Source organism: Synechococcus sp. N19 (assembly GCF_900474045.1).
Taxonomy (GTDB): Bacteria; Cyanobacteriota; Cyanobacteriia; order PCC-6307; family Cyanobiaceae; genus Parasynechococcus.
Genome location: NZ_UCNR01000015.1, coordinates 99,859 through 125,676 on the forward strand (window position 1 = coordinate 99,859; position 25,818 = coordinate 125,676).

At 62.1% G+C, this 25,818-nt stretch carries 24 protein-coding genes; 18 read left to right on the forward strand and 6 right to left on the reverse strand.

The genetic code is table 11. The features are described from left to right. Positions 1 to 15: 15 nt before the first annotated feature. Both lspA and DXY02_RS09210 read right to left on the reverse strand, forming a co-directional pair. The gene (lspA, locus tag DXY02_RS09205) at positions 16 to 522 is read right to left on the reverse strand and encodes a signal peptidase II (RefSeq protein WP_114989058.1); all 507 of its coding nucleotides are present in this window, start codon (positions 520 to 522) and stop codon (positions 16 to 18) included. Next, the gene (locus tag DXY02_RS09210) at positions 519 to 1,088 is read right to left on the reverse strand and encodes a biotin transporter BioY (RefSeq protein WP_114989199.1); all 570 of its coding nucleotides are present in this window, start codon (positions 1,086 to 1,088) and stop codon (positions 519 to 521) included. The genes lspA and DXY02_RS09210 overlap by 4 nt, the downstream gene beginning before the upstream one ends. 56 nt (positions 1,089 to 1,144) lie before the next feature. Between DXY02_RS09210 and DXY02_RS09215 the strand changes: the two genes are divergently transcribed. Then, positions 1,145 to 1,372: a DUF3148 domain-containing protein gene (locus tag DXY02_RS09215; protein WP_006849608.1), complete on the forward strand. Its 228-nt coding sequence runs from the start codon at positions 1,145 to 1,147 to the stop codon at positions 1,370 to 1,372. On the opposite strand, the gene DXY02_RS09220 is transcribed toward DXY02_RS09215, so the two are convergent. Both DXY02_RS09220 and DXY02_RS09225 read right to left on the reverse strand, forming a co-directional pair. Next, positions 1,369 to 2,625, reverse strand: a complete 1,257-nt coding sequence (locus DXY02_RS09220; RefSeq protein WP_114989059.1) for a pitrilysin family protein — start codon at positions 2,623 to 2,625, stop codon at positions 1,369 to 1,371. The two genes, DXY02_RS09215 and DXY02_RS09220, sit on opposite strands and share 4 nt — an antisense overlap. After that, positions 2,622 to 3,905 carry a pitrilysin family protein gene (locus DXY02_RS09225; RefSeq protein WP_114989060.1) on the reverse strand — a complete coding sequence of 428 codons (1,284 nt, stop codon included), beginning with the start codon at positions 3,903 to 3,905 and terminating at the stop codon, positions 2,622 to 2,624. Before DXY02_RS09225 ends, DXY02_RS09220 begins: the two co-directional genes overlap by 4 nt. Positions 3,906 to 3,923: 18 nt before the next feature. Between DXY02_RS09225 and DXY02_RS09230 the strand changes: the two genes are divergently transcribed. From DXY02_RS09230 to DXY02_RS09280, 11 genes are all read left to right on the forward strand, one after another. Then, positions 3,924 to 4,667: a phycocyanobilin:ferredoxin oxidoreductase gene (locus tag DXY02_RS09230; protein WP_114989200.1), complete on the forward strand. Its 744-nt coding sequence runs from the start codon at positions 3,924 to 3,926 to the stop codon at positions 4,665 to 4,667. Then, positions 4,667 to 5,563 carry an HlyD family efflux transporter periplasmic adaptor subunit gene (locus DXY02_RS09235; protein ID WP_114989061.1) on the forward strand — a complete coding sequence of 299 codons (897 nt, stop codon included), beginning with the start codon at positions 4,667 to 4,669 and terminating at the stop codon, positions 5,561 to 5,563. The genes DXY02_RS09230 and DXY02_RS09235 overlap by 1 nt, the downstream gene beginning before the upstream one ends. Further along, on the forward strand, positions 5,560 to 6,729 hold the full coding sequence (devC, locus tag DXY02_RS09240) for an ABC transporter permease DevC (protein WP_114989062.1): 1,170 nt from the start codon (positions 5,560 to 5,562) through the stop codon (positions 6,727 to 6,729). Before DXY02_RS09235 ends, devC begins: the two co-directional genes overlap by 4 nt. Beyond that, a complete protein-coding gene (locus DXY02_RS09245) occupies positions 6,729 to 7,406 on the forward strand; it encodes a DevA family ABC transporter ATP-binding protein (protein WP_114989063.1) in 678 nt (225 codons plus the stop codon). The genes devC and DXY02_RS09245 overlap by 1 nt, the downstream gene beginning before the upstream one ends. A gap of 36 nt (positions 7,407 to 7,442) precedes the next feature. Continuing rightward, positions 7,443 to 7,598, forward strand: coding sequence for a hypothetical protein (locus tag DXY02_RS09250; RefSeq protein ID WP_006850288.1), 156 nt, complete (start codon positions 7,443 to 7,445; stop codon positions 7,596 to 7,598). A 91-nt stretch (positions 7,599 to 7,689) separates the two neighbouring features. Next, positions 7,690 to 8,622: a glycosyltransferase family 2 protein gene (locus DXY02_RS09255; protein WP_114989064.1), complete on the forward strand. Its 933-nt coding sequence runs from the start codon at positions 7,690 to 7,692 to the stop codon at positions 8,620 to 8,622. A 130-nt stretch (positions 8,623 to 8,752) separates the two neighbouring features. Further along, positions 8,753 to 9,469, forward strand: coding sequence for a 30S ribosomal protein S2 (rpsB, locus tag DXY02_RS09260; RefSeq protein ID WP_006850376.1), 717 nt, complete (start codon positions 8,753 to 8,755; stop codon positions 9,467 to 9,469). 84 nt (positions 9,470 to 9,553) lie between these two features. Beyond that, positions 9,554 to 10,216: a translation elongation factor Ts gene (gene tsf / locus DXY02_RS09265; RefSeq protein WP_038555235.1), complete on the forward strand. Its 663-nt coding sequence runs from the start codon at positions 9,554 to 9,556 to the stop codon at positions 10,214 to 10,216. Positions 10,217 to 10,221: 5 nt separating this feature from the next. Beyond that, positions 10,222 to 11,343 carry a hypothetical protein gene (locus DXY02_RS09270; protein ID WP_114989201.1) on the forward strand — a complete coding sequence of 374 codons (1,122 nt, stop codon included), beginning with the start codon at positions 10,222 to 10,224 and terminating at the stop codon, positions 11,341 to 11,343. Continuing rightward, a complete protein-coding gene (recG, locus tag DXY02_RS09275; protein WP_114989065.1) occupies positions 11,298 to 13,814 on the forward strand; it encodes an ATP-dependent DNA helicase RecG in 2,517 nt (838 codons plus the stop codon). The genes DXY02_RS09270 and recG overlap by 46 nt, the downstream gene beginning before the upstream one ends. 22 nt (positions 13,815 to 13,836) lie before the next feature. After that, positions 13,837 to 14,538: a M15 family metallopeptidase gene (locus tag DXY02_RS09280; RefSeq protein WP_114989066.1), complete on the forward strand. Its 702-nt coding sequence runs from the start codon at positions 13,837 to 13,839 to the stop codon at positions 14,536 to 14,538. Here the strand turns inward: DXY02_RS09280 and DXY02_RS09285 are convergent. Continuing rightward, a complete protein-coding gene (locus DXY02_RS09285; protein WP_114989202.1) occupies positions 14,502 to 16,244 on the reverse strand; it encodes an NADPH-dependent assimilatory sulfite reductase hemoprotein subunit in 1,743 nt (580 codons plus the stop codon). The two genes, DXY02_RS09280 and DXY02_RS09285, sit on opposite strands and share 37 nt — an antisense overlap. Before the next feature lie 88 nt (positions 16,245 to 16,332). On the opposite strand from DXY02_RS09285, the gene glyS reads away from it, so the two are divergent. Next, on the forward strand, positions 16,333 to 18,498 hold the full coding sequence (gene glyS / locus DXY02_RS09290; RefSeq protein ID WP_114989067.1) for a glycine--tRNA ligase subunit beta: 2,166 nt from the start codon (positions 16,333 to 16,335) through the stop codon (positions 18,496 to 18,498). An 87-nt stretch (positions 18,499 to 18,585) separates the two neighbouring features. Beyond that, the gene (locus tag DXY02_RS09295) at positions 18,586 to 18,771 is read left to right on the forward strand and encodes a hypothetical protein (protein WP_114989203.1); all 186 of its coding nucleotides are present in this window, start codon (positions 18,586 to 18,588) and stop codon (positions 18,769 to 18,771) included. 49 nt (positions 18,772 to 18,820) lie between these two features. Here DXY02_RS09295 and chlP read toward each other — a convergent pair whose 3' ends face one another. Continuing rightward, entirely contained in the window at positions 18,821 to 20,203 is a 1,383-nt protein-coding gene (gene chlP, locus DXY02_RS09300; RefSeq protein ID WP_114989068.1) for a geranylgeranyl reductase, read from the reverse strand. A gap of 108 nt (positions 20,204 to 20,311) precedes the next feature. On the opposite strand from chlP, the gene DXY02_RS09305 reads away from it, so the two are divergent. From DXY02_RS09305 to DXY02_RS09320, 4 genes are read left to right on the forward strand one after another with little or no spacing between them, the layout of a single operon-like run. Further along, positions 20,312 to 21,064, forward strand: a complete 753-nt coding sequence (locus DXY02_RS09305) for a M15 family metallopeptidase (RefSeq protein ID WP_114989204.1) — start codon at positions 20,312 to 20,314, stop codon at positions 21,062 to 21,064. Next, positions 21,061 to 23,592, forward strand: a complete 2,532-nt coding sequence (locus DXY02_RS09310) for a U32 family peptidase (RefSeq protein WP_114989069.1) — start codon at positions 21,061 to 21,063, stop codon at positions 23,590 to 23,592. Before DXY02_RS09305 ends, DXY02_RS09310 begins: the two co-directional genes overlap by 4 nt. Positions 23,593 to 23,649: 57 nt before the next feature. Then, positions 23,650 to 25,458, forward strand: coding sequence for a translational GTPase TypA (typA, locus tag DXY02_RS09315; protein WP_114989070.1), 1,809 nt, complete (start codon positions 23,650 to 23,652; stop codon positions 25,456 to 25,458). Continuing rightward, complete coding sequence (locus DXY02_RS09320) at positions 25,458 to 25,814, forward strand: DUF309 domain-containing protein (protein ID WP_114989071.1); 357 nt, start codon at positions 25,458 to 25,460, stop codon at positions 25,812 to 25,814. The genes typA and DXY02_RS09320 overlap by 1 nt, the downstream gene beginning before the upstream one ends. The last annotated feature ends 4 nt before the right edge of the window (positions 25,815 to 25,818 follow it).

Here is a 25,818-nt window from a genome sequence, read left to right on the forward strand (position 1 = left end):
CAGGGCAAGTTTGGTTCAGCCACGGCTGTTGTCACGGAGGCTGTTGTCACGGAGGCTGCTGTCCCCCCGGCGGGTCCAGAGGTCGATGGCAAAGCAGAGCACGGCGAGATTGATGGCGATATCCGCCCCGTTGAAGATCGGGAAATCGATCGGTTCGAGGGCCAGAAAATCAACCACGTGGCCCAGACGCCAACGGTCGACCCCATTGCCCACGGTTCCGCCTAGAAGCGCTGCTGCGGCGAGGGCCTGCCAGAACGGCAGCACCCGTTCATGCCAGATCCAGAGGATCAGCCCGATGCCCACCCCCAAGCTGAGCAGCCCAAGCAGGGCAGTGGAGCCCTGCAAAACACTGAAGGCCGCGCCGGTGTTGTGCACCAATTGCAGCGAGAGCAGATGTGGCAGCAGGGGTAGGGATTGACCCTCTCGCAAAGCGCTCGAGGCCGCCGCCTTGCTCAGCTGATCCACCACCACGATCACAAGGGCAATCAGCAGGGTTGAGCGACGTGGAAGTGGTCTCGTCATGGCTCGATGATCAGCAACCGACGCAGCACAATTGAAAGGAATCCTGCACCGATGCAGAGCAGCATCTGAGCCGGTAGCGGACCGATTGAAAACTGCATCAGCAGCTCGGGAAAATCAAGGCTCCATCGCCCCAGCAGTGCCCCGAGGGCGAGATTCAGCACCCCGCAGATCTGGAGAACGAGCAGCCCTGCCAGGGCACAGAGCGACTGTCTGGGCAGGTCATCCATGCCGTCCTGCTGCGCCAGTCGACCGGTGAGCCAGGCTGCGGGCACGAAGCCCGCGAGGTAGCCGAAACCCGGTTCAAGCACGTAGTTCAGCCCTCCACCGCCATGGAACACCGGCAGACTGAACAATCCCAGGGTCAGATAGCCAACAGCGGCCATCACGCCGGCACGCGGGCCACTGACCATGGCGCAGAGAAGCAGCGCTGGCACCTGCCACGTCACCGGCAGAGGGAGAAGGATCGGCTCGGGAGCAGGCAGGAACAACGCGGCCGGCACAAGACCACCGATGAGGATGGCTAGCAGACCCGCCAGGGCACCACACCAGGAGGCGAGAGCCCTCACATCACTCACTCAACTCGGCCCATCCTGCTCGACAATGCAGATCCTGCCCAGTTCAGATGTCGGTATCGATTGGTGATCAGCTGCGCCTGTCGCAGCAGCTTCCGTACCTCAAGTCGGCGGATCCGATGCCGATGCTGCGACCGCCGGATCTGGTGGCCGCCGGTGAAGTGGGCGAGGTGGTTGCACTTCATCCGATGGACACCGTTGCTGTGCGTTTTCGCCGGGGCACGTTTCTGATCCCCCTCGATCGGCTGGATCCTGTGGATGCCGCTGAGGTGGACTAAGCAGCGTCCCGCCGATCCCAGCGCCTTTCGAGCTGCTTCAGTGCAGCGGAGGTTCCGCACAGGCTGAGTCGTGGTTCCCTCAGCCAACGTTGGGCGGCATGGAGCACATCCGTCGGTGTCAGTTCCGCAAGAGCCCGCACACAGCGCTGGTCATGATCGTCGGGGAGCCCTTGGGCCTTCAGCTGAACCCGTCGCTCTGCCCGTTGGGAGCAGGTCTGCAGGCCCTGGGCGAGCTGACCGATGTACTTGGCCCGTGCGAGCTCGAGTGCGGCCTCACTGAGGGGTTGCTCACTCAGCTCGTCCCAGATGTTCAGCAGCAAGTCCAGCGCGAGCTCTGAGCGCTCCTCCACGCTCGAGGCCATCAGCACAAAGGGCGCCGGTCCTGCCAGGGCAGGGAAGTGCGCGGCCACGTCGTAGGCCACGCCATGGTCTTCCCGCAGGCGCTGGAACAGCAGGCTCGACATCCCCACCCCCAGATGGCACTGCAACAGTCGCAACGCCAGTTCATCCGGGTGTCCATGCCCCAGCGTCGCCTGCCCAAGCATCAGAACCACTTGTTCGGTGTCCATTGCTTCGAGCTGGATCGTTTCGGATCCCACCGCTTCGGCGTGGGGACGGCGGCCTGAGCGATCGTTGCAGCTCCCTTCTGGCCAGTCGCGAAAGTCCTCAAGGGAGCCAATCGTGTCGATGATTTGCGGTGGGACGCTGCCCGCCAGGGCGAGAACGCTCGATGCCCTCGGTAGCCGCTCGGCCAGGGGAAGAAGTGCCTCCCGATCCAGGTCATCCAGCTCTTCAGCGATGCCCATCGGGTCGTGGCCATAGCCCCCGTTGCCATAGGTCAGCTGCCGCCATCCGGTCGTGGCGCAATGGAAGGGGTCCTCCCGCTGCCGTTGCAAGGCCTGAATCGTGAGCGAACGTTCAAGGGCCACCTGGCCAGGCTCAAGCCGAGGGGAACGAACCATCTGGGCCAGCAGGGGCAGAAGCTGCTGCGCGTCTTCCACCGTGCAGCGCAGGCTCAGCACGAGCGCATCTTCCTGGGCATCGCATCGCAAACCTGCTCCGCATCCCTCAACCAGGTCCGCCAGGTCAACGTGGTTGTGTCGTCCACAACCGCGGCTGAGCAGAGATGCCAGCAGGTCATGGGCACCCCGTGTTCCTGCAGGGTCGTCGGCGCTGCCGAAAGGAAGCAGCAGTTTCGCGGCCAGAATCCCCGGGCTTGAGACCGGTTCGATCAGCAGTTCGGGGTTGCTCATCCGTTTTTCGTCTTGGCCTGGGCGGTCAGCACAAACGCCTGTTCGGGTTGAAGCCTTGGAAACAGGTCTGAGCGAAGCCGCTCGGCCGTCCATGGCGGCAGGAAAGCAAGAGGATGGAGCAGATCCTGCTGCCGGTCCCAGAGGGTCTGGCTGGCGCTGAGCCCAGACACCTGGCCCGTCGATTCCAAGGCATAGCGCAGTCCGTTGCTCACCAGCTGCTGGCCCCGTTTCAGCTCCTGATCGCTGACGAGCTCGTCCGCCATGGCGCGCAGCTGCCGGTTCACCTCGTTTTCCACGGCCTCCAGATGCTCGTCCGGACAGATCACCTCCAGCGTGATCAGGCTTCCCTGCTCCAGAACCGAGAGGTCCATCGACACGCTTTCAACGATCTGCAGTTCCTCCCTCAAGCTGTTCACGAGACGACTGCGTCGACCTTCCCCCAGCAGGGTTGTGGCGAGATCAGCTGCCATCACGCCTGTTTGATCCTGGGCCCGTGGAGCTTCCCAGAGCATCAGCAGTCGGGCGGATTCGAGCCGGTCCACCACAACGCTTTCGCGTCCAGGACGCACGCTCAGGGGCGATGACGGTGATGAGGGCTCAGGCGCATCCAGGAGGTCCGCTAGAGCCGAGGACCCCAGGGCACTGCGCAGCTCCGCTGACGAAGGCCCGGCCATCGCCAGGCAGCAGTTGGAACCGCGGTACTGCCGCTGATGAAACGCCCGCATGGCCCCGGGCGTCATGGCCTCCAGGCTGCGGGGGGTACCCAGGATGGGGCGGCCGTAGGGGTGCTGGTCACAGCCCTTGCTCAACAGCAGTTGCAGCACCTGCTCGTTGGGTTGATCGGCGTATTGAGCGATCTCTTCAAGCACCACCCCCCGTTCCGTGTTGAACCCGTCAGGCTCGAGGCTTGGCTGCAACACCAGTTCCAACAACAGATCCAACGCTTCGCGGGCTCGATCCGGGGGTGTCAGCACGTGGAAGTGAACGTCATCAAAGCCTGTGGCGGCATTGCTGCTGCCCCCCAGAGCTTCGATGGCTTCATCGAATGCCCCTGCGGCCAGCCGCTCACTTCCCTTGAACACCATGTGCTCCAGGAAATGGGCCATGCCCTCTTCCCCTGGCTGCTCACTGGCACTGCCGGCACGGCACCAGAGATCGAGACAGGTCAGGGGTGCATCCGGCATGTCCGCCGTCACGCAGCGCACTCCGTTGGGGAGGGTCCAATGGTCCAGTGGGGGACCGGAGAACGGAAGGTTCAGAACTGCGTGGCAAAGTTCCATTCTGTGCCTGCCCCTTCGATGCAGCCCAAGCCGCTGGCGCCACCGCCAGGACAGCATCCCCTCGTGCAGGCCTTGGCGGCGTCGATCCGTAGTGCCTGGGCGGGATTGCCCGGATTGGAGATCCTCCCCTGCGATGAGGATTTGCGCTTCATCCAGGGGCAACTCGATGGCGAGGGCCTATCGATCGGCAACGAGCTTTTTCGCTGCATCGGCCTTCGCAAACTTCATCTGGAGGTTGCGCGACTCGGCAACGGCCTGCAGATCCTCCACAGCGTCTGGTTCCCCGATCCCCACTACGACCTGCCGATCTTCGGGGCCGACATCGTGGCCGGCCCTGCAGGCATCTCCGCCGCGATCGTCGATCTGTCCCCCACCTCCGATGCCTTGCCGGAGCAGCTGATCCAGCGGCTTGAGGCCAGGCCATGGCCGGCGTTCCGTCAGGTTCGGGAGCTGCCGGCCTGGGGATCTGCCATCTTCTCGAACAAGGTGTGCTTCATCCGCCCCGATGGTGCTGACGAGGAAGCAGCCTTTCAGGAAGTGGTGAGCCATTACCTGCAGGTGATGGCCACCAGCGTGATCGAGGCGACTCCCGAACCGTCCACGGCTCTCACTACAGTCCGCCGGTACGAGGGTCAGTTGAACTATTGCCTTCAGCAGAAACGCAACGACAAGACCCGCCGCGTGCTCGAGAAGGCCTTCGATTCAGCCTGGGCCGATCGCTACATCGACATGCTTCTGTTCGACAACCCTCCGGAACTCTGATGACCCCCAAGCGCTGGTCTGTTCTGGCTGGAAGTTTGGTCATTGCGGTCATCGGCGGCTGGTTGCTGCGGCCGACGCCCGAACCCAAGCCGGTTGAACCGACGCCTGCAACCACGGTTCGTCCCGAAGCGGTCGCGGCCCTGGGGCAGCTGGAGCCCGCCGGGGACATCCGCAATCTGGCGGCTCCCAATGCGGGGATGGCGGGGACACCCCGGGTGGCAGCCCTCAATGTGAATGAGGGTGATCTGATCAAGACCGGCCAGGTGTTGGCGTCCTTCGATCACCGGGATGGACTGCTCGCTGATCTGGAGCGCGTCGATGCGCAGCTGCGCAGCCTCGATCAGGAGATACAGCTTCAGGCCCTTGAGGTAGAGCGCTTCAGCAGAGCCGCCGATTGGGGTGCGGCCGAATTGACTCTGGTGGACAACAAGCGTGAAGAGCTGGTTCGTCTTCAGGGACAGCGGGATCAGGTCCTGGCGGAGCGCAAAGGGCTTCAGGCCGACCTCGTGCTCAGTCAGCTGATCTCGCCCCTTGATGGTGTTGTGCTCAAGCTGCATGCCCGTGCAGGCGAGCGCCCTGGTGCAGAGGGGGTGATGGATGTGGGGGCCAATCAGGCGATGCAGGCCAGCATCGAGGTCTACGAATCAGACATCTCCCTGATCCGCCTCGACCAGTCCGTGCGCCTCATCAGCGAGAACGGTGGTTTCCGAGGTGAACTCGTCGGGCGCGTCCTGCGCATCAGCCCGCAGGTGGAACAACGGTCTGTTCTCTCCACCGATCCCACCGGCGATGCAGACGCCCGCGTTGTGATGGTTGATGTGGTGCTGAACCCTGAAGATGCCGCCAAGGTCAGTCGTCTGGCGGGTTTGAAGGTGATCGCCCGCTTCGATCCATGAACCGGTTCTGGCGGGGGCGTCGGATTCCCCTCTCCTGGCTGTTGCTGACGCGCCAGCCCGTTCGCTTGCTGGTGGCGCTTGCTGGCATCAGTTTCGCGGGAATTCTGATGTTCATGCAGCTTGGATTCCGTGATGGCCTCTTTGACGCCAGCGTCACAGCGCACCGGCTGTTCGATGCTGATGTTGTTCTGATCAGTCCCCGCTCTGCCAGCTCCGTGAGCATGGAGGCCTTTCCAAGGCGGCGGTTGGTTCAGACCCTGGCTGATCCAGACGTCGATGGAGTGACCCCGGTGCATTGGGGGCTGATGCTGTGGCGGAACCCGGAAACGCGGCGCAACCGGTCGATCCTGGCCTTGGGTTTCAATCCCGACGACCCCTTTTTTGTCGATCCCTCCCTGGCTGAGAAAACTGACGCTCTCAAGCAGAAGGGGCGGATCCTCTTCGATCAGCTGTCACGTCCTGAATTCGGACCGATTGCCGATTGGTATCGCGATGGCCGTGTGGTGGAAACCGAGATCGCTGGCAACCGCGTCCGGGTGGCGGGTCTGGTGAGCCTGGGCACCAGCTTCGGTGCCGACGGCAACCTGCTCACGAGCACGGAGACGTTCCTAGATCTGATGCCTCAGAAGCCGCCTGGGGCGATCGAAGTGGGTCTGGTGCGGTTGAAGCCCGGCGCGGATCCTGAGCAGGTGGTGTCCCGATTGAGACAGCGACTGCCCAAGGATGTTTCGGTGCTGACCAAGCAGGGCTTCATCGATTTCGAGCAGAACTATTGGAAGAGCAGCACCTCCATCGGTTTCATCTTCACGCTCGGCGCCGCCATGGGCTTCGTGGTGGGCTGCGTGATCGTGTATCAGGTGCTGTACACCGATGTGAGTGATCACCTGCCGGAGTACGCCACTTTGATGGCCATGGGCTATCGCCTCAGCCATCTGTTGGGAGTGGTGGTTCGTGAGGGCTTCTATCTGGCGGCGATGGGGTACGTCCCCGCCTACATGGCCGGTCAGGGGCTGTACTGGTTCGTTCGTGACGCCACCAAGCTGCCCGTCGGCATGGATCTGTCCCGGGCGTTGACCGTTCTGGTGATGATCCTGGTGATGTGCATGTTGTCGTCGTTCCTGGCCATGCGTCGTCTCATCGATGCAGACCCTGCGGAGATCTTCTGATGGCAGCTGTTGTTGTCGACAACCTCTCCCACGCTTTCGGCCAAGGGGAGATGCGCCGCGCGGTTCTTCAGAACATCAGCTTCAGCATCGAGCCGGGCGAAGTGGTGTTGCTGACCGGTCCTTCGGGCTGTGGCAAGACGACACTGCTCACCTTGATCGGCGCCTTGCGGACGGTTCAGCAGGGTGAGGTGTCGGTGCTTGGTGAGTCCCTGCATGGTGCAGGCCGTCGGCGCCGCCAGCAGGTGCGCCGGCGCATCGGAATGATTTTTCAGGGGCACAACCTTCTGCGCTGCCTCACGGCTGAACAGAACGTGCAGATGGGAGCCGATCTTCTGCCTGATCTCAGTTACAGGGCGCGCCGGGATGAGGCTCGTCAGTGGCTCCGTGCCGTTGGCCTGGAGGACCACATGGCCAAAGTCCCCCATGACTTGTCCGGTGGACAGAAGCAGCGGGTCGCCATTGCCCGTGCCCTTGCCGCAAACCCCCGCCTTCTCCTGGCTGACGAACCCACCGCTGCCCTGGACAGCCGTACGGGCCGGGAGGTGGTGGAGCTGCTTCGCCGACTCGCCCGTGAACAATCCTGCGCGGTGCTGATGGTGACCCATGACCCGCGCATCGTTGATGTGGCCGATCGCCTGCTTCAGATGGAGGACGGGCGATTAAAGAATGCTGTTTAGTACGATGAAAGTTGACATCAGAGCCCGCAGTTCCGCATGGCCAAGCGCAGAAACCTGAAGAAAGAAAAGCAGGAGCGGAACCGCGCCTACGCCCGCAAGTTCAAGAAGCGCAAGATGCGGAACGATGGCCGTGGTGAAGGCGCTGGTAACGGTGTGACCGGAACCGCCAACAACGGTGGTGCCGCCGACTGATCAACGGATCAGACCATCCATAAAAAAGGGGGCCTGCGGGCCCCTTTTTTGTTGTTCGTAGGGTGGGTGGCCATTTGCATCGGCTGTCGCGATGTTCGTCAGCGTCGTTATTCCGACCTACAACCGACGTCCGATCCTCGAGAAATGCCTCTCGGCACTGGAAGACCAGCAGCTTGCTGGAGCTCTTCAGGACTACGAGGTTGTTGTGGTTGACGACGGTTCCACTGATGGAACGCCGTCATGGCTGATCGAGCAGTCTCAGCGTTTTCCCCATGTGCGTCTGATCGAGCAGGAGCACGGTGGTCCTGCCGAGGGCCGGAACCGTGGTGTGGATCACGCCCGTGGCGATGTGATCGTCTTCATCGACAGCGATCTGGTGGTCACAGAAACCTTTCTGGCCACCCATGCACGGGCGTTGCAGCAGTGCTGGCAACGGCGCGGTGATCGGCTCTGTTTCACCTATGGCGCTGTCATCAACACCTCCAACTTCGAAGCACCCTGCTCGGAGCGCCACAAATTACGAGACTTGTCCTGGGCTTATTTCGCCACCGGCAATGTGGCCATCGATCGGGAGGTGCTGGAGCGCTCAGGCCTGTTTGACACCGGTTTCCGCCTCTACGGCTGGGAGGACCTGGAACTGGGTGAGCGTCTGCGGCGGATGGGGGTTGAGTTGGTGAAGTGCCCGGACGCTGTCGGTTATCACTGGCACCCCGCCCTGAGTCTCGACCAGATTCCCCGACTTGTGGAAGTGGAGGGTGAACGGGCCCGTATGGGGCTTGTTTTTTACCGCAAACATCCCACCAGGCGGGTGCGCTTGATCATCCAGTTCACCTGGTTCCATCGCATCCTTTGGGAAGTGCTCACCCTCGGTGGGCTGATCAATCCCTCCAGCCTTCGCCCGCTGCTCCGTTGGCTGATCCGGCATGGCTATCCCGGAACGGCGATGGAGCTGCTTCGTTTGCCCCTCAATTGCATCGGTGTGCGTGCCCTGTTCCGTGAAGCCAGAGCGGCAGGGCTTCGCTGATCAACGTTTTGATACCTTCTAAAGGTCCTTTCACTCCGCACACCTGCCCGTTTCGGGTGCACCGTGAGACCAGCTCCTGCTGGTTGTTCTGGTCCCTGGCAGGTGGAGGCGAACCCGAAACCCTCAAACCATGGCTGTCGTCACCCTCGCCGAGATGATGGAGGCTGGTGCCCACTTTGGGCACCAGACCCGTCGTTGGAACCCCAAGATGTCGCGCTACATCTACTGCGCGCGCAACGGCGTTCACATCATCGACCTCGTGCAGACCGCCGTCTGCATGAACAACGCCTACAAGTGGACCCGTTCTGCGGCACGTAGTGGCAAGCGTTTCCTTTTCGTTGGCACCAAGAAGCAAGCCTCTGAAGTTGTGGCGCTGGAAGCCGCCCGCTGCGGAGCCTCCTACGTGAACCAGCGCTGGTTGGGCGGCATGCTCACCAACTGGACCACCATGAAGGCGCGGATCGACCGTCTCAAGGATCTTGAGCGGATGGAGTCCAGCGGCGCCATCGCCATGCGCCCCAAGAAGGAAGGTGCGGTGCTGCGTCGCGAACTCGAGCGTCTCCAGAAGTATCTGGGTGGCCTCAAGAACATGCGTCGCCTTCCCGATGTTGTGGTCCTGGTGGACCAGCGTCGTGAGTCGAATGCGGTGCTCGAAGCCCGCAAGCTCGACATCCCCCTGGTTTCCATGCTGGACACCAACTGTGATCCGGACCTCTGTGAGGTGCCGATTCCCTGCAACGACGACGCCGTTCGTTCTGTGCAACTGATCCTGGGCCGTCTGGCCGATGCGATCAATGAGGGCCGCCACGGTTCCAACGATCAGCGTGGTGGCGACAGCGAAGGCTGATCTCCTCTCACCGCTAAGTTCACGCCGTTGATTCCAATCAGGGAATCGGCGGCGACTCAATTTCCCTTCTCACTGCTCCGACCGATGGCTGCTGCCGTATCCGCCAAGCTTGTCAAAGAACTGCGCGACAAGACCGGCGCGGGGATGATGGATTGCAAAAAGGCCCTGGCCGCCACGGAAGGCGATGCCAACAAGGCCGTTGAGTGGCTTCGCCAGAAAGGCATCGCCAGCGCTGAAAAGAAATCCGGCCGCACCGCCGCCGAGGGTGCCATCGGCAGCTACATCCACACCGGTGCCCGCGTGGGTGTGCTGGTTGAGGTGAACTGCGAAACCGACTTCGTGGCCCGGGGCGACATGTTCCAGTCGCTGCTGCGTGATGTCTCCATGCAGGTGGCGGCATGCCCCAACGTTGAGTACGTCACCACCGACGAGATTCCCGATGAGATCCGTGAGCGGGAAAAGGCGATCGAGATGGGTCGTGACGATCTCGAGGGCAAGCCTGAGCAGATGAAGGAAAAGATCGTTGAGGGCCGTATCGGCAAGCGCCTCAAGGAACTCGCCCTCATGGAGCAGCCCTTCATCAAGGACAGCTCCATCACCGTTGCTGACCTCGTCAAGCAAACCGCTGGCAAGATCGGCGAGAACGTGAAAGTTCGTCGCTTCACCCGTTACACCCTGGGCGAGGGCATCGAGGTGGAAGAGAACGATTTCGCTGCTGAAGTGGCGTCCATGCAGAACGCCGGCTGATTCCCTTGTCCGACCCGGACGTCAGGCCTGCTTACGACCCGTCAGAACAGCTGGCACGCCTTCAACGGTTGTGCCGGCTGCGGGCCATCGCCCTGTACAGGGAGCAGGCTCTCTATCTTCAGGTGCTGCGGGAACTGCTGGAAGTCGCCACCCGTCAGGCCCTGTTCAATCTTCTCGGTGAGGTTGATCCCTCCCGTTTTGGTCGACTGCCGGAGTCGACCCGTCAGAATTTCCATGCAGCGGTCACAGACCTGATCGACCGCTGCAGTGTTCTGCTCACAGTTGAGCAGCTGATGCAGCTGGTGGGGCAGATGCAGCAGGAGCAACGGCGCCAGCAGGCCCATGCCAGCAGAAGCATGCTGCAGAAGCTCAGTCGCCAGTCCCAGGAGAGTGCGCCTGAACCCGAGCCACCCACCTCTGAGCTCCCACGGGATGAACCGAGCGGATCCATTCAGTTGAGCTTGGCTTCACCGCTTGAATCCCCCCCGAGGACCGCTTCCCCGGATCCCGTTAAAGAACCCGTCCCTGAACCCGCAGACAACAAATCCTCGGGTGATTTGGATGTGCTCCGCTCACTGTTCGAGCTGGCCGGTGATGCGATGCAGCAGGCCCAACAGCCCCTTGATCCTGGTGCCGCTCTTGATCCTTCGGTGGACGGCAACGACCACTTTCTTCCGAATGAACCGGATGCGCTGTTGCACTGGATCCAGGCCATGGATCAGGCGCTTGAGCGACGCCTTCGCAACCTGTCCCATGCGGTGAATGTGCAGATGCTGCGGTCAGGACTGGCCCAGACCCTTCTTCCCATAAGCCTTCTGGATGCTGTCCTGAAGGGACAGGTCGAAACGCAGCCAACCGCCACGAACGTGCTTCGCCTGCGCCTCCCTCTGGCCGTCGGTGAGCTCGACCAGGGCATGGACGTGCTCTGTGTGCTGTTACGCAGCAACGACCTGGAGTTCGACAGCCCACGTCTGCGTCAGTGCCGCAAACGATTGCGCGCTCACCACCATGCTCTGCTCACAATGGTGCAGCAGCAGCGTCATTGGCAGCGTCGCTCCCTGGATCGTGAGGCCCGGACCCATTGGCAGACCCCATCGGATTCAACGCAGCAGCTGAGCGGGGACTGACCAGCGAGCAGCTGTCGCTGCTCCTCACCTGGATGCTTCCCCTTCAGCGCTCGCTGGGGTTGGAGGCCGACCGTGGTTTTCAGAATCTGCAGGGTCGCCAGCAGCGCTTTCACGCCTTTCTGCAGCAGCAACTCGCAGCGCCTCCGGCCGTTCCCTTCCCCCGGGGGGTCAGTGAACGCATGTCCAAGCTCAGCTCCAGTTTTGCCGACTATCCGGAGCTCGCCGATCCGGCCCGCCGTCGCTTGGTCACCGATGCCCGTCAGTGGCTGCATGAGCTGCGCCATCGCCTGGAACCCTCGGCGCCGATGGCACCGCCACGTCTGAAGGTTCAGGCGTCTCCCCAGCAGCGTGCCAGCTCACCACTGCAGCTCGATAGTCCCATCACCCAGATCCGTGGTGTGGGTCCGAAATTCGCGGCACGGCTGGCTTCGATCGGCCTACTTCTGGTGCGTGACCTGCTCCGCTATTACCCCCGTGATCATGTCGATTACTCCGCGATGCGCCGCATTGAGGCGCTTGTGTCGGGGGAAACAGCCACGATCGTCGCCACGATTCGCCGTTGCAACGGATTCGTCAGCCCACGGAACACCAACCTCGCCATCATTGAGCTCCAGCTGCAGGACCCGACCGGTCGCCTGAAGGTGAGCCGTTTCCTGGCGGGCAAACGCTTCAGTTCTCCGGCTTACCTCAAAGGCCAGCAGCGTCTCTACCCCGTTGGTGCCACCGTGGCCGTCAGTGGTCTGGTGAAAGACGGCCCCTACGGCATCACCTTTCAGGATCCGTTGATTGAGGTGCTGGACAGCCCCTCGTCTCCGGTGAAATCCCCCAGCATCGGCCGGCTTCTCCCGGTGTATCCCCTCACCGAAGGGGTTGGCGCGGATCGGTTCCGCAGCCTGATCGATCAGGTCCTGCCCCTCGCGGCATCGTGGCCTGATCCTCTCCCCGCCGCGATGCAGCGGCAATTCCAGCTGCCGGCACTGTCTGAGGCCCTGCAGACCCTGCATGCGCCCAAGGACCGCGAAATCCTCGATCGGGGACGGCGCCGGCTGGTGTTCGATGAGTTTCTGCTCCTGCAGCTCGGTCTTTTGCGCCGACGCCAGGTGCTGCGCTCCCGGACGGGCCCGGACCTGGATCTCCAATCAAGTGCCAATGGGCTGGTGGGGGAGTTCATGGATCTTCTCCCCTTTCGCTTTACCGCAGCCCAACAACGGGTGTTTCAGGAGATCGAAGCCGATCTGGCGCGCAGCGAACCCATGGCCCGTCTGGTGCAGGGGGACGTGGGTTCGGGCAAAACGGTGGTTGCCATTGCAGCGTTGCTCAGCACCATTGCCTCGGGCTGGCAGGGGGCCCTGATGGCCCCCACGGAGGTGTTAGCCGAGCAGCATTACCGCAACCTCTGTCATTGGCTGCCGCAGCTCCATGTGAGCGTCGCCTTGCTGACGGGATCCACGCCGCGGCCCCGTCGTCGGGAGCTGCTGGATGACCTGGCCAACGGTTCGCTGAAGGTGCTGGTGGGCACCCATGCCTTGCTCGAGGATCCTGTCGTTTTCAACCGCCTGGGGCTGGTGGTGGTGGATGAACAGCACCGTTTCGGTGTGCATCAACGGGATCGCCTGCTCAACAAGGGCTTGCAGCCCCATCTGCTCACCATGACGGCAACACCGATCCCTCGGACCCTGGCGCTTTCGATGCATGGGGATCTCGATGTCAGCCAGATCGATGAATTGCCGCCAGGGCGAACACCGATCCGCACCCGCATGCTCACGGCCGCTAAGCGGGAGAAGGCCTATGAGTTGATCCGCGAGGAGGTGCAGCTGGGCCAGCGGGCCTATGTCGTTCTGCCTCTGGTGGACGAGTCTGAAAAGCTCGAGCTTCGCTCAGCCGTTGAAGTTCACGCTGAATTGGCCTCGGAGGTGTTCCCAGATCTGGCCGTTGGTTTGCTGCATGGCCGTCTCTCCAGTGCTGAAAAGCAGGCGGTGCTGACCGATTTCGCTGCTGGCACGACTCAGGTGCTGGTCTCGACCACGGTGGTGGAAGTGGGCGTGGACGTGCCCGAAGCCAGCGTGATGGTGATCGACCATGCCGAACGTTTCGGCCTGGCGCAGCTGCATCAGTTGCGGGGACGCGTTGGCCGTGGCGCCGCTGCCTCCCATTGCCTGTTGATCAATGGCAGCTCCAATCCCCTGGCCCGGCAGCGTCTTGATGTGCTGGTGCGCTCCACCGATGGCTTCGAGATCGCCGAGATGGATCTGCGCTTGCGGGGGCCTGGCCAGGTGCTGGGAACCCGACAATCGGGCCTGCCTGATCTGGCCCTGGCCAGCCTTGCCGATGATGGTGCTGTGCTGGAGGACGCACGAACAGCCGCCCAGGAGCTGTTAAACAACGATCCTGAGCTTGAGCAGCACCCGTTGCTGCGCGAGACCCTGGAGGCCCAGCAGCGTCGCCTCAGCGGTGGCACCCCCTTGAACTGATCCATCCCGTTGCCGCGATTCGATGCGCCCCTGGAGTCCGATTCCGATCGAAGATTGCGGCGAGCCTTTGCAAGCGCTGCCTCCCGCTTTATTGCGGATGGAACCTCACCCGTACATGGCGCTGGGGGCGCCCTATGGGACGTCGGGGAATCCCTTTCAATTGCGCCTGGGGGTCGTTCAGCGCCTGCTTGATGCACAGCAGCAGCTGGTCGAGCACGATCCTCGCCTGCGTTTGAGCATTTTTGATGCCTGGCGGCCGATCGCCGTGCAAGCCTTCATGGTGGACCACAGCATTGTGGAACTCTGCTGTGAACGCGGCGTGGAAGTGCGCTCAGGGCACGCCTTCGAACAGGTGGTAGCCGATGTGGGGCGCTTCTGGGCTGCTCCCAGTAGGGATCCTGCGACCCCGCCTCCCCACAGCACCGGTGCGGCTGTTGATCTCACCCTCAGCAGCAGCGATGGAACGCCGCTGGCCATGGGGGGAGAGATTGATGCCATTGGTGCGGTGTCTGAACCGCAGCACTACGCCGGTCGGGAGGATTCCGAAGCTCGGTGCTGGCATCAACGCCGGCAGTTGCTGGCTGAAGTGATGGGAGCAGCCGGCTTTGCCCAGCATCCGAACGAGTGGTGGCACTACTCGTTCGGTGATCAGCTCTGGGCCTGGCGAAAAGGTGCAGCTGTGGCGGTCTACGCCGAGGCCGTCAACAGCGCGCTCACTTCCTGATCACCCAGCTTCTCGATGTGGTCCCCGAAGCTGCGACGTCCACCGGCGGCTTTCCAGCTGAGGAGGAGCGGTTCAAGGGTTGTCTCCAGATCATCCAAGGGCAGTTTTTCCAGGTAAGGGCGGGCCAGACGCTGGAGATTGGGGGTGCCGCCGAGCCACAGCTGGTACTGGTTAACACCGTTGCCCACCAAGCCCAGCTCCGCCATATAGGGGCGGGCACAGCCGTTGGGGCAGCCGGTCATCCTCACCAGCAGGGACTTCTCAATCTCGAGCCGTCGCAGCTGGGCATCGAGGCGATCCAGAACATCCGGAAGGATGCGCTCAGATTCGGTGATGGCGAGCCCGCAGGTGGGTAGAGCTGGGCAGGCGATGGCATGCCTGGCCAGAGGTGCTGGAGCTTCAGGTATCTCAAACCCGAGGGCTTCCAGCTGGGTTCGAATGCTGGTTCGCTGGGAGGTGCCGATGTTGCACAGCAGCAGGTCTTGGTTGGCGGTGAGGCGAATCTCCAGCTGGTAGGTCTCTACCAGCTCCCTCAGCCCTGCCTTGAGATCTCCGTTCAGGCGGCCACAGAGCAGGGGAAGTCCCACGAACCACATCCCTGCCTTCTGGCGATGCCAGCCGAGATAGTCCAAAAGTTTGGCCTTGGGCTCATTGCGCAGCCCCTTGAGGCTTCCCTTGAAGTAGGTCGCGCACAGGGTGTCGCGGAACCACTGGATTCCCTTGTCGTGCAGCAGATACTTCATGCGGGCGTGCTTGCGCACCTCCCGATCACCGTGATCCCGTTGCAGCGCCAGGATCGCCTGAACCACATCCAGAACGTCGGCAGCATCGACGTAACCCAAAGGATCGGCCGTGCGGGCGAAGGTCTCCTCTTTGTTGTGGGTGCGGCCCATGCCACCGCCCACGTAGACGTTGCAGCCCCGCAGATCGCCGGAGGGGTCGGTGAAGGCCACCAGGCCGATGTCCTGGGTGAGCAGGTCAACAGAGTTGTCCCCCGGCACGGTGACGGCCACCTTGAATTTCCTGGGTAGGTAGGTGTCTCCGTAGAGAGGTTCCTCAGTGCTTCCGGAAAAAACGCCGCCCTCGCTCTGGCGCTTTCTGGCCTTCTGAACGGCTCGGCTGGGCTTGAAGCGATAACTCAGGTCACCATCCACCCAGAGGTCCAGATAGGCCCCCTCGGCCGCTTCGGGGCTGAGCAGATCAGCAATTTCATCGGCCAGGCGCCGTGCCACGGGATAGCCGCCTTTCTCAAAAGGAGCTGGTGGTGCCATCACATTGCGGTTGATGTCCCCGCAGGCCGCCAGGGTCGAGCCCATGTTGCGAACGATGGTGCCGATCACCTCTTTCAGGTCGGCTTTGGCGATGCCGTGCATCTGGAAGGCCTGACGGGTGGTGGCCCGCAGAGTTCCGTCCCCAAGGCGGTTGGAGAGATCATCGAGTGCGAGGAACAGTCGGGCAGGGATGCGTCCGCCCGGACTGCGCAGCCGCAGCATCATCTGCCAGCTGCGAACCTTGTCTGTCTTGCGCAGTTCGCGGTGGTGCTGTTGGTAGCTGCCGTGAAACTTCAGCAGTTGAACGGCATCTTCCGTGAAGCGAACATCGTCGTTGCTGAGCTCGCTCAACAACGGGTCGCGTAGATGGTCGCTGTCCAGCTTGCGCTGCTCCGCCTTGGACAGCGATTGAGTTCCTGTTTCCGCCACTGCCAAGGAGCCTTCCCCCACCCCGAAAAGGATTTCTTGATTTGAACGTAGCGAAACGGCTTCCAATACAGTCGCTTCCGGCTCTGACCTTGGCGTGACGGCAACCTTTCTTCTGGAAATCGGCACCGAGGAGCTTCCTGCCGATTTTGTCAGGCAAGCGCTTGACCAGCTGCAGCAACGGGTGAGCCGTGATCTGCGTGAGGCAAGGCTTCGCCATGGAGCGGTGTCGGTGTTCGGCACCCCCCGGCGTCTGGTGGTCTCCGTTGCTGATCTGGAGGACCGCCAACCCGATCTTGAGGAAGACCGCAAGGGCCCTCCCGTGGCTCAGGCTTTTAAGGACGGCATCCCAGGGCCAGCGGCGATCGGTTTCGCCAAGCGCTGCGGGGTTGATCCCTCAGCTCTTGAGCAGCGTGACACTCCCAAGGGGCCTTGTGTCTTCGCAACCGTGCTCACCCCCGGTCAAGCCTGCGTTGAACTGCTCCAGGGGCTGATCCCCCAATGGATTGATGCATTGCAGGGCCGGCGTTTCATGCGCTGGGGCACCGGAGCCCAGCGCTTCAGCCGCCCCATCCGCTGGCTGCTGGCGCTGAAGGGTTCAGAGGTGATCCCGGTGGTGCTGGGCGGCGCTGACCCTGAGGTCCGCAGCGATCGTTTCAGCCGTGCCCACCGTCTCCATGGAGACGAGCCCCTCTCCATCGCATCAGCGGAGCAGTTTGGAGAGACCCTTGCCGCAGCTGGCGTTGTTGTCGATCGTGCGGATCGGGCCAAACGAATTCGCACCAGCCTGGACCAGTCGGCACAGGCCGCCAACGGAACTCCCGACTGTCCGGAGTCGCTGTTTGAGGAACTGGTGGACCTGGTTGAAGACCCCAGGATTCTCGAGGGAACCATTGCTGAGCGGTTCCTGCAGCTTCCTCCGGAGGTGATCAGCACGGTGATGCAGGCCCACCAGCGTTATGTGCCGCTGCAGGTGCCTGGTCTGGAAGCTGATCCGCTCCGACTCACCGCTGAGGCTGTGCTTCGGCCCCAGTTCCTTTTGGTGGGCAATGGCCTGGCCCCGGCGTCGTCCTTGATTGTTCGCGGCAATGAACGCGTGCTTGGCGCTCGCCTGGCGGATGCCGAATTTTTCCTCGATGTTGACCGGCGTCAGTCCAGCGAATCCCGGCGTGAAGCCCTCGACCGTGTCACCTTCGCCGAAGGCCTGGGAAGTCTTCTGGACCGCTCCGAGCGAATCGAGCGGCTCACGGGCCTGCTGTTGAAGCAACTCGGTCTGGATCAGAGTGTGGTGGATGCGGCCCAGCGTGCCGCTCATTTCTGCAAGAACGATCTGGTCAGCCAGATGGTGGGTGAGTTCCCTGAACTTCAGGGCCTGATGGGAGGCAAATACCTCCTGGAGGAGGGAGAACCCCGCGATGTTGCTCTCGCTGTGGTGGAGCACTATCTGCCTCGGGGAGCCGGTGATGCTCTGCCCGCAACCCCCGCGGGAGCCGTTGTGGCCTTGGCGGAACGGCTCGAGCTGCTGCTCAGCATCTTTGCCAAGGGAGAGCGACCAACCGGATCCTCCGACCCCTATGCCCTGCGGCGGGCCGGCAATGGTGTTGTGCAGATTCTCTGGGGCCTGGCCTGGCGCCTAGACCTCATGGCCTTCCTCAGCCACGCCGTGGAGGAGTGGGCTGCTCTCTTCCCGGCCTTTGCGGTGGATGCCAGCCAACTGCATAACGACCTCTGTCAGCTGATGCGGCAGCGGATCGTGTCTCAACTGGAAGACGACGGCTTTGCGCCTGATCTGGTGCAGGCTGTGGCTGGTGATGCTGTATCCAGTCAGCGTCTGCTCAGTGATCCCCTGGATGTCAAGCAGCGGATTCAACTGTTGCGTGACCTTCGGGACAGCGGTCAGCTGGATGCCGTCCAGGCGGTGGTGCAGCGGGCAGCGAAGCTTGCCGAAAAAGGTGATCTGGCACGCGATCAGCTTGTGGCCGGCGATGTGGTTGAGGCCGAACGGTTCGAGTCCGCCAGTGAGAAGGATCTGTTCGCAGCTCTCGAGCAGCTACAGCCATTGGCTCAGCGGCGGTCTTATCAGGCCCTTGCCGATGCCCTCGTCGCGGCAACCCCGGCGCTCCAGGCCTTCTTTGATGGTGACACCAGCGTGATGGTGATGGTCGACGATGCCGCGTTGAGGCTCAATCGCCTCAACCTGTTGGCGGTCCTGCGCAATCAGGCTTCGGTCTTGGCCGAATTTGAATCGATTCAATCCAAATGAAGGCAGCCCTGGCCTCTGCGGCTAAGCAGGGGCCAGCCGCTTGAGCCGCAGTCTGATCAACAGACGACCACCACCCAGCAGCCTGTGGTGATCCGCCAGGGAGGAAATGGTCTGGGCAGCGTGATTGTGGCGCTGATCTTGGCTGCTGCCGCCGTTTACGCCGCCAACGTCTGGTCGACGACCAAGAAAGAAACATCCCCCGCCAAGAACATTGAGCAGGGGATTGAGCGGATCAAGGATGCCGCTGGCAAGGCGATCGAGTCGGGCAACTGACCAGCAGCATTGTCATTGATGTTGAAGTGCTGTTGAGGGCCGGCCTCCCTCAGGAGACGCCGGCCTTTTCTTTCGACTCGGAACCTTTGGAGTTCCCCTCCTTGGATTCGCCAGCCTGAGCCTTGATCTGCTGGGCCGCTTCCTCGGCCAGGAAATCACCGTCGGAACGGCCAACGGCCGAAGGAACAGGGTTGTAGACGGATGGAGCCAGAGCCTCGCCCCGGATCAGGCTGCCCAGGGTGCGGAGGGTGAGCTTGATTTGCTGCCAGGGGTTCATCATCACCACCCGTTTGTACAGGTAGCTGTCAAACGTCAGCTTCTGCACGTCCTTGTCGTCGCACATCTCGACAAAGGCTTCCCGGGCAGCGTCGTTGCGATAGAAGATCCGCTGCAGGATGTCGAGCACCGCATAGGTGGCACCGTATTTGCGGTCCCAGCGCTTGAGGTAGGTCGACTTGATCTGCTTTTCGGTGGGGATGGAGGCGCCGTTGTTGGAAATTTCCACAATCGCTTCGGCACACATCCGGCCGCTCTTGGCAGCGAAATAAATGCCTTCCCCGGAGCTTTTGGTGACGTAGCCCGCTGCATCGCCCACCAGCGCCATACGGCCAACAACCCGGCGCGGACGGGGGTGCTCAGGAATCGGGTGGGCTTCCACCTTGATCACTTCGCCCTGGAACAGACGCTTGTTGGCCCGCTCACGAATGCCCCTTTGCAGACCCTTGATCAGGCTCTGGTTCTGCTGCATGGTTCCCGTTCCCACGGCCACGTGGTCGTATTTGGGGAACACCCAGGCGTAGAAGTCGGGGGAGACGTCTGTTCCGACGTACATCTCAGCCAAATCTTCGTAGTAGGTCATCTCCTCAGCAGGAAGCTTGATCCGTTCCTGGAAGGCGATGGCCACGTTGTAATCCCCGGCGTCCATGGCTTTCGCCACCCGGGAATTGGCGCCATCGGCACCAATGATCAGATCCACAGCCAGAGTCTTCTGCTCACCGGTAGGGCCACCACCGCTGTAGTCGGCGTAATGAATGGTGTAAGGGCCCTGACGGTCTGCACCGGTGTCGATCTTCTGCACCAGACCGTTGATCAGAGTTGTGCCCAGATCGGCGGCGCGGTTGCGTAGGAAGGCATCGAACACCTCACGACGGCACATGCCGATGTAGGCGTTTTCGTCGTAACCGAGGGGATCGAGTTTGATGTCCACCTCCCGGTTGGAAGGGGAGATCATCTTCATGTTGCGGACCTTGCGGTCGATGATTTCGTCGGGCAGGTCGAACTCTTCGACCATGCAAAGCGGAATGGCTCCACCACAGGGTTTGGCGTTGTCGAGTTTGCGCTCGAACAGCCAGGTTTCAATTCCCGCCTTGGCCAGAATTTCGGCAGCACATGAGCCACTTGGGCCACCGCCGATCACCGCAACTCGCAACATCTCAGCCCGTCTCCGCTGGATTGTTTTGTGAAGCTATCACTGTCACAACAACCATTGTGGGTTGAGCTGGCTGCTGCCTTTACGATCGAAACAACACGCATCAGCGCCTTGGTTCGGGCCTCCTCTGCGCGACGCATCGAGCGGGAGGACATTCCGGTCGCTCGACGAACACGGCAGCAGCGTCAACGCAAGGGAAATGGCGCAGTTGGATTGCTGTTCGGGCTTGTTCTCGTCTGTGCCGGAAGCCTGGCTGTGGTGATGCTGGTTCCCACGCTGCTGTCACGGCGCCAGCCCACGCAGAGCCTTGAGATTTCAGGCTTTCGCGAACGTCCTGACGCCGATGGCCGACTCCTGGGCCACTTCCCCTACGGAGAGGCTGACGCTGATCAACTCATCGTCTTTGAACCGGGGATCGAGCTGAATGTGAAAGCCGCCGAGGCCCTCGACACGATGATGCGTTCCGCCTTGGCTGACGGGATCGATCTGCGTCTGCTCAGTGGATTCCGCTCCCTGGCCCTCCAGGAATCGATCTTCTTTGATGTGGCCTCCGAACGGAACCAGACCGCCGAAGAGCGAGCCCAGGTGTCAGCTCCACCGGGCTACTCCGAGCACAGCACGGGTTACGCCGTCGATCTAGGCGATGGCCGTTTCCCTGAGACCAACCTCTCCCAGAGCTTTCAAGACACCGCCGCCTTTCGCTGGTTGCAGGACCATGCGGCGAGATATCACTTCGTGTTGTCCTTCCCTGAGGGCAACAAACAGGGTGTGATGTACGAGCCCTGGCATTGGCGCTACGAGGGCAATGCGGATGCGCTGCGTTTGTTCGAGCCGGCCAGTCGGTTCTCCAGGCGCGACCCTTGACCGTTCCCGAACTGCTGTCACCTGCCGGCGACTGGGCTGCGATGAAGGCGGCCGCTGCCTCCGGTGCCGATGCGGTGTATTTCGGCGTTGATGCCTTCAACGCCCGCCAGCGGGCTGAGAATTTCCGACTGCAAGACCTTCCTGAAGTGATGCAGTGGCTGCATCAGCGGGGGGTGAAGGGATTCCTCACCTTCAACGTGTTGGTGTTCAGCGATGAACTGGAGGCAGCGGCTCAGTTGCTGATCGCTGCAGATCGAGCCGGTGTGGATGCGGTGATCGTCCAGGACGTGGGGCTCTGTCGCCTGGCCCAGCGGCTGGTGCCGAATCTCTGTGTGCATGGCTCAACCCAGATGTCGATCACCAGTGCCGCGGGGATTGCCCAGGCTGCGGCGCTTGGTTGCCAGCGGGTGGTGCTGGCCCGTGAGCTGTCCCTGCGTGATCTAGAGCGACTGCAGACACAACTGGTTCAGCGGAACCTTGCGATGCCGTTAGAGGTGTTTGTGCATGGCGCCCTTTGCGTCGCCTATTCCGGTCAATGTCTGACCAGTGAATCCCTCGGGCAGCGCAGTGCAAATCGAGGTGAGTGTGCCCAGGCCTGTCGCCTGCCCTACGAAATGGTGGTGGATGGGCAACCCCACCCCCTTGAAGACCAGCGCTATCTCCTCTCGCCCCAGGATCTGGCGGCTTGGGAGCTGCTGCCGGAGTTGCAGCGCATCGGCGTGGCCAGCCTCAAGATCGAGGGGCGTCTGAAGGACGCTGCCTACGTGGCTGCCGTCACCGACGCCTATCGCCAGCGCCTGGATCAAACCCCCGCTTCGGCGCCGCAGGTGCAACGCCAGCTTGAGCTGGCATTTTCCCGAGGCCTTTCCACCGGCTGGCTGGAAGGGGTGAACCATCGCCGTTTGGTGCATGGCCGCTGGAGCAAGAAGCGGGGCCCGCTGCTGGGGCGGTTGCTACGGGTGGAGCGGGGTGGTTGGTTGCATCTGCGCAGCCGGGAACAGCTGCATCCCGGGCAGGGCCTTGTGCTGGAACAACTGTCGTCCGATCCTCTGCAGCCGCCTCGGGAGATCGGTGGCCGGATCATGGCGTGTGAGCGGATGGGCGACGAACGCTGGAAGCTGCGCCTGGGGCCCGATCGTGTGGATGGCTCTGGCTTGAGACCTGGCGCCTCGGTTTGGCTCACCAGTGATCCCGATTGGCAGTCACGTTGGCAGCGTGCCGCCCGTCGCACGGTGGAGGTTCGGTCCAGGGATCTGGCGCTGCGGGTGTCCGGTCGGCTGGACGCACCGCTGGAGTTGCAGGTGCTGGAGCCCCAGGGATTTGAGCTGAAGCTCTGCAGCACCATGTCGCTCCAGAGTGCTTCGCAGCGCCCCTTGGACCGGGAACGGCTTGAGCAGCAATTGGGACGCCTGGGGGGAACCGGTTGGTCGCTTCAGTATTTGGAGATCGAACTGGAGGGCGATCTTTTTCTGCCCGTGGCGGAACTGAACCGAATGCGCAGGGCTCTGCTGGCGCAGTTGGAGGCCACAGCGGACTGCAGCACCGATTCAGGGCCTGTCCCTGCAGCCACCAAAACGGCAGACCCAACGAAGCTGCTGGCTCAGATGTGCCCACCAGCTGTCGCTCCCCTCAGCGAGACCAAGCCAGGCTTGGTGGTGCTGGTGCGAAGCCTGGAGCAGCTGCAGGCCTTGGTGGATCTCTCCGGCACGGACCTGCCGATTCGCTCGGTGGTGGCGGATCTCGAGCAGCCTCGGGAGCTGCGGGAAGCGGTGGCGATCGGTCGAGGCTGCTGGCCGGAGGGTGTATGGCTGGCCGGTGCACGGATCACACGGCCGAATGAACGCTGGTCGCTTGAGCCACTGATTCGGGCCCGTCCTGACGGTTTCCTGGTGCGAAATGCCGATCAGCTGGAGGTGCTGACGCCGCTGGCCCCCTGCATTGGTGACTTTTCCCTCAACACCGCCAACCCCCTGAGTTTCCACTGGTATCGCGACCATTGGGCGCTGCAGCAGCTCACGGCCAGTTACGACCTCAACCTTCAGCAACTGCTGGATCTGGCCGCCGCCGTTGATCCAGTGCTGCTGGAGGTCACCCTGCACCAGCACATGCCGTTGTTCCACATGGAGCATTGCCTGTTCTGTGCATTCCTCTCGGATGGCAAGGACCACACCGATTGCGGTCGTCCCTGTGAGAAGCACCACGTCACCCTGCGGGATCGCAGTGGCGTTGAACATCCCCTGCGGGCTGATCTGGGTTGTCGGAACACTCTTTTCAATGGCACGGCGCAATCGGGCGTTGAAGCGCTTCCGTCGCTGCTGCGGGCAGGCGTGCGCAGGATCCGGCTCGAACTTCTCGATGAGGATGCCGCTGCGACGCACCGTCGCGTCAGCCTTTACGCCGAGGCTCTGGCGGGTCGGATGGCCACCCAGGAGGTCTGGTCCCAGGAGCAGATCCACCACCAGCTGGGCGTCACCCGCGGCAGCCTGCGCAGCAAGGGTCCGGAGCGCACCAGTCGATTCTCACGTTGAGATAACCTGTCGCACTGCGCCTTTGGCGTTCTTCACAAATACTTACGGTCAGCCCGCATGAGCGCCAACAACAAGGCGATCCGCAACATCGCGATCATCGCCCACGTTGACCACGGCAAGACGACTCTGGTCGATTCGCTGTTGGCGCAGTCAGGAATTTTCCGCGACAACGAGGCCGTCCCCACCTGTGTGATGGACTCCAACGACCTGGAGCGTGAGCGGGGCATCACGATCCTGTCGAAAAACACGGCTGTTACCTACAACGACACCCGGATCAACATCGTTGACACCCCTGGTCACGCCGATTTCGGTGGAGAAGTGGAGCGGGTGCTGGGCATGGTTGACGGTTGCCTGCTGATCGTGGATGCCAACGAGGGGCCGATGCCCCAGACCCGTTTTGTGCTGAAGAAGGCCCTCGAGCAGGGCCTGCGTCCGATCGTGTTCGTCAACAAGATCGACCGGGCCCGGGTGGATCCCGAGACCGCCGTCGACAAGGTGCTTGACCTCTTCATCGAACTCGGCGCTGACGATGATCAGTGCGATTTCCCCTACCTGTTCGGCAGCGGTCTCGGAGGCTTCGCCAAGCCCGACATGAAGACGGACAGCGACAACATGCGTCCGCTGTTCGATGCCATCCTGCGCCACGTTCCGCCCCCGGTTGGTGATCCGGAGAAGCCCCTCCAGCTGCAAATCACCACCCTTGACTATTCCGACTTCCTCGGCCGGATCATCATTGGTCGCGTTCACAACGGAAAAATCAAGCAGGGTCAGAACGCTGCGCTGATCAAGGACGACGGCAGCATCAAGAAGGGCCGCATTAGCAAGCTGCTGGGCTTCGAGGGTCTGCAGCGCGTCGAGATCGAAGAGGCGTCTGCCGGTGATCTGGTGGCCGTGGCTGGCTTTGACGACGTCAACATTGGCGAAACCATCGCCTGCCCCGATGAGCCCACCGCTCTGCCGCTGATCAAGGTGGATGAGCCCACCCTGCAGATGACCTTCGTCGTCAACGATTCACCCTTTGCGGGCAAGGAAGGCAAGTTCGTCACCAGCCGTCAGGTGCGTGACCGCCTGCAGCGTGAGTTGCTCACCAACGTTGCCCTACGTGTGGAAGACACCGATTCACCGGACCGTTTTGCGGTGAGTGGTCGCGGTGAGCTGCACCTCGGCATCCTGATCGAGACCATGCGCCGTGAGGGCTATGAGTTCCAGGTGTCCCAGCCGCAGGTGATTTACCGCACCATCGATGGCACCCCCTGCGAGCCGGTGGAAACCCTGGTGATGGATGTGCCTGAACCAGCGGTGGGCAGCTGCATCGAAAAACTGGGCACCCGCAAGGGCGAGATGCAGAACATGGAAACCAGCGCTGATGGCCGCACCCAGCTGGAGTTCATCGTTCCCTCCCGCGGTCTGATCGGTTTCCGCGGTGAATTCATCCGGGCCACCCGCGGCGAAGGAATCATGAGCCATTCCTTCTATGAATACCGGCCGATGATGGGTGAATTCGACACCCGCCGGAACGGTGTGCTGATCGCCTTCGAAGAGGGAACAGCAACGTTCTATGCCCTCAAGAACGCCGAGGATCGCGGCCAGTTCTTCATCAGCCCGGGCACCAAGGTCTACAAGGGAATGATCATCGGGGAATACAACCGGCCTCAGGACCTCGAGATCAACGTCTGCAAGACCAAGCAGCTCACCAACATGCGTTCCGCGGGCGCTGAGGAACTTGACACGCTGCAAGCACCGGTGCAAATGACTCTGGAGCGCGCGCTGGAATACATCGGTCCCGATGAGATGCTCGAAGTCACGCCCGAGTCGATCCGACTGCGCAAACTTCCCGGCAAGAAGCCGGCCAAGTCCAAGCGCTGATGCCTCAGGCGGACCCTCGCTTTCAGCAGGGTGTCGAGCTCTTCAATGCAGGTGAGTGGTACGCCGCTCATGACCTGTTTGAGGAGCTCTGGCATGAAACAGCTGATCCGGAACGGCGCAGCCTTCAGGGGATCCTGCAGGTGGCAGTAGCGCAGTTGCACCTGCAACGGGGCAACCGGCGGGGGGCCACGATTCTTTTCGGTGAAGCTCTGGGTCGTCTCAAGCGTCCGGGAACCCCAGATCTTGGTCTTGACCTCCCGTTGTTATGCCGTGCTGCGCAACAGCGGCTCGAGGCGCTTCAGCAGGATGGGGATCCCGAGTCATGCACTGTCCCTGTTCTGGAGTTCATGCGCTGAAGCG